Here is a 3997-nt window from a genome sequence, read left to right as displayed (position 1 = left end):
TGACGGTTCGTCGATGTGCAGTGTCTTGGGCAGAACGCCGTGCCGCATGGCCAGCACCATCTTGATCACGCCGGCGACACCGGCGGCGGCTTGGGCATGCCCGATGTTGGACTTCAACGAGCCTAGGTAGAGGGGGTGTTCGGCGGGTCGGTCCTGGCCGTAGGTGGCGAGCAGGGCCTGTGCCTCGATCGGGTCGCCGAGTTTCGTACCCGTGCCGTGGGCCTCCACCGCGTCCACCTGACTTGCCGTCAGACCGGCACTGGCGAGAGCCTGGCGGATCACCCGTTGTTGGGAGGGGCCGTTGGGTGCGGTGAGTCCGTTGCTGGCGCCGTCCTGGTTGACGGCGGAGCCGCGCAGGACGGCGAGGATGGGGTGTCCGTTGCGTTCGGCGTCGGAGAGCCGCTCCAGCAGCAACAACCCGGCGCCCTCGCTCCAGCCCGCGCCGTCGGCCGAGGCGGAGAAGGACTTGCATCGGCCGTCCGGGGCCATCCCGCGCTGGCGGCTGAACTCGATGAACACGTTGGGCGTGGCCATCACGGTGACGCCACCGGCGAGCGCGAGCGTGCACTCGCCCTGCCGCAGGGCCTGCGCGGCCAGGTGCAGCGCGACCAGCGACGACGAGCACGCGGTGTCCACACTGACCGCCGGGCCCTCCAACCCGAAGGTGTAGGACACCCGGCCGGACGCGACGCTGCCCGCGCTGCCGTTGCCGAGGTAGCCCTCGAACCCTTCCGGTGCCCGACTCAGCAGCCGCGACCCGTAGTCGTTGTACATGACGCCGGTGAATACGCCGGTACGGCTGCCGCGCAGCGAGGTCGGTTCGATCCCCGCGCGCTCGAACGCCTCCCACGCGGTCTCCAGCAGCAGTCGCTGTTGCGGGTCGGTGGCGAGCGCCTCGCGCGGACTGATCCCGAAGAAGTCCGGATCGAACCCCTCGGCGTCGTACAGGAACCCGCCCTCGCGGGCGTAGGACCGACCGGCCCGCGTGGGATCCGGGTCGTACAGCCCGTCCAGGTCCCAGCCGCGTCCGGTGGGAAAGTCGCCGATGACGTCCTTGCCGGCGGCGACCAGGTCCCACAGATCGTTCGGCGTACGGACGCCGCCCGGGTAGCGGCAGCTCATCGCCACGATCACGATCGGATCGTCGTCCGCCGCCCGGACCGGCCCTACCGAGCCGGCCGCTGCGTCGCCGTCCGGTACGCCCAGGACCTCCGAGCGCAGGAATCCGGCGAGTGCGGCGGGCGTCGGGTAGTCGAAGATCAGGGTTGCGGGCAGTCGTACACCGGTCGTGCCGGTGAGCCGATTGCGCAGTTCGACGGCGGTCAGCGAGTCGAAGCCCAACTCCTTGAACGTGCGCTCGGTGTCAACGACTTCGGACGTGGTGTGACCCAACACGACGGCCACACCGGAACGGATCACTCCAAGCAGCTCGCTCTCGCGGCGTTCGACGGGCAGGGCCGCCAGCCGTTCGGCCCAGGTGCCGGCTGCGGTCGACGTCGGATCCGCCACCCGCCGAGCCGGGACGCGGACCAGGCCACGCAGGACGGCGGGGATCGGACCGGTGACCGCCCGGGCGCGCAGTGAACCCGGGTCCAGGCGGGCGGGCACGGCCGTTGGGCGGCCGGCCCGCAGGGCGGCGTCGAACAGGCCCAGCCCCTCGTCGGTCGCCAACGGTACGACGCCGCCCCGGGACATCCTGGCCAGATCGGTCCCGTCCAGGTGTCCGGTCATCCCGCTGCTTTCGGCCCACAGGCCCCAGGCGAGGGAGGTGGCGGGGAGGCCCCGCGCGTGGCGATGCTCGGCCAGCGCGTCGAGGAACGCGTTCGCGGCGGTGTAGTTGCCCTGTCCGGCGTTGCCGAGCGTTGCGGTGACGGAGGAGTAGAGGACGAAGTGGCTGAGGTCGTGGTCGCGGGTGAGTTCGTGCAGGTGCCAGGCCGCGTCGACCTTGGGCCGCAGGACCGCGTCGAGATGCTCGCCCGTCAGGCCGGTGACGACCGCGTCGTGCAGCGTGCCGGCGGTGTGGACGACGGCGGTGAGGGGGTGGTCGTCGGGGATGCCGCCGAGGAGGGCGGCAAGTGCCGGGCGGTCGGCGGTGTCGCATGCGGTGATGGTGATCTGCGCGCCGAGTGCCGTGAGTTCGGTGGCGAGCTCGTCGGCCCCGTCGGCGTCGGGGCCGCTGCGGCTGGTCAACAGGAGGTGCTTGGCGCCGTGGTCGGTGATCAGGTGTCGTGCGGCGAGGCGGCCGAGGGTGCCGGTGCCGCCGGTGATCAGGACGGTGCCGTCCGGATCGAGCGGGCGCACGGTCCGAGTCTCGGCGACGTCGACGCTCGCTCGGACCAACCGAGGAAGGAACACGCTGCCTTCGCGCAGAGCGAGCTGCGGTTCGCCGGAGCCCAGCGCCGCGCCGACCGCCGCCACGGAGGAGGCGTGGCCGTCCGTGTCGATCAGTACGAAGCGGTCCGGGTACTCCGCCTGGGCGGTGCGGAGCAGGCCCCACAGCGGCGCGCCGGCCAGACCGGGCACCTCCTCGCCCACCTTCGCGGCGACCGCGCGATGTGTCAGCACCGCGAGTCGGGAGGACTCGAACCGTGCGTCGGCGAGCCAGGATTGCACCACGCGCAGAACGTGTCGGGTGCCGGTGTGGGCCTGCCCGATCGGGTTCGGCGGAGCGGATTCCGAGGGGGGCACCGTGATCAGCACGACGTCCGGCACGCCGGACCCGGCCTCGACGGCGGCGTGCAACTCGGGCCAGCCGGCGTACGTGCTACCGACCGCGACGGAGTGGTGGGCGGGGCCGGCAGGCTCGGTGAACGCAGTGAGAGTCGCCACCGTCGGTATGGCCTCGGCGGTGAGTGGCGTCGGGACCCAGTCGAGGTGATGGAGCGAACCGGCGCCGCTCGTGCCGGTCTTGGCCAAGCCTCCGTCCGGGGTCGGACGGAGGGCCAACGACTCGACGGACAACACCGGTTCACCCGTGGCATCGGTCACGGAGAGGGCGAGCGCGTCGGGCCCGGCGGGGGCCAGGCGGACGCGGAGCGTGGTGGCACCGGTGGCGAGCAGGCGCACACCCCGGAAGGAGAACGGCAACCTCGGCCCGCCGGGCGACCCCGGCCCGGTGTCGGTGTCGAGCCCCGCGTGCAGCGCGGCGTCCAAGAGTGCCGGATGTATGCCGAACGCAGCGGCGTCATCACGCTGTTCGGCGGCGAGGGCGACCTCGGCGAAGCGCTCGTCGCCGACCCGCCAGGCGGCTCGGACACCCTGGAAGGCCGGGCCGTATCCATACCCGACGGCGGCCAGCGCCGCGTACAACTCGTCGGCGTCGATGACGGTCGCGTGCTCGGGAGGCCATGGCGCTGCGGCGAAGGATGCGGTGCGTGCAGCGGCGTTGGGCGCCGCGAGAGTGCCCGTGGCGTGTCGGGTCCAGGGTTGGTCGGTGTTCGGGTCGTCGGTGCGGGAGTGGATGGTGATGGTGCGTCGGCCGGTGTCGTCCGGGGCGGCGAGGGCGACCTGAAGCTGGACGGCTCCGCTGATGTGGACGATCAGCGGGCTTTCGAGGGTGAGTTCCTCGACGGCGGGTGCGTCGGTGGCCTCGGCGGCGTGCAGCGCGAGGTCGACAAACGCCGTGCCGGGCAGCAGCACGGTGTCCAGGACGGCGTGGTCCGCGAGCCACGGGTGGGTGCGCAGCGAGATCCGACCGGAAAAGAACCGCGCGCCGGATTCGGCGAGTTCGACCGTGGCCCCGAGAAACGGGTGTCCGGATGCGCTGAGTCCGGCGGTGGCGACGTCGGTGTTGCCGGGGCGCACGTCCAGCCAATAGGACCGACGCTGGAAGGCGTAGGTGGGGAAACCGGGTTCGGGCTCGGTGTGGCCGCCCGTCGGGATATGCGAGGTCAACGCGCCGTCGATGCCGTGGGTGTGCAGGGTTGCCAGGCTGGTGGTGAAGCGGTGGTGGGTGCCTTGGTCGCGGCGGAGGGTTTCGATGACGTGGACGTTGTGG

Annotated in this window: 1 protein-coding gene; it reads right to left on the bottom strand. The window is 72.0% G+C overall.

Features of this window, described 5'->3' with window-relative positions; translation table 11 throughout:
* On the bottom strand, positions 1-3997 hold a 3997-nt coding region (locus ACZ4FV_RS51745; protein WP_465328387.1), incomplete at both ends, for a type I polyketide synthase.

The sequence above is a fragment of the Embleya sp. NPDC025285 genome, assembly GCF_055558835.1.
Note: the sequence above shows the minus strand (reverse complement) of the source record. Positions and strands in the feature narration are given on the sequence as shown.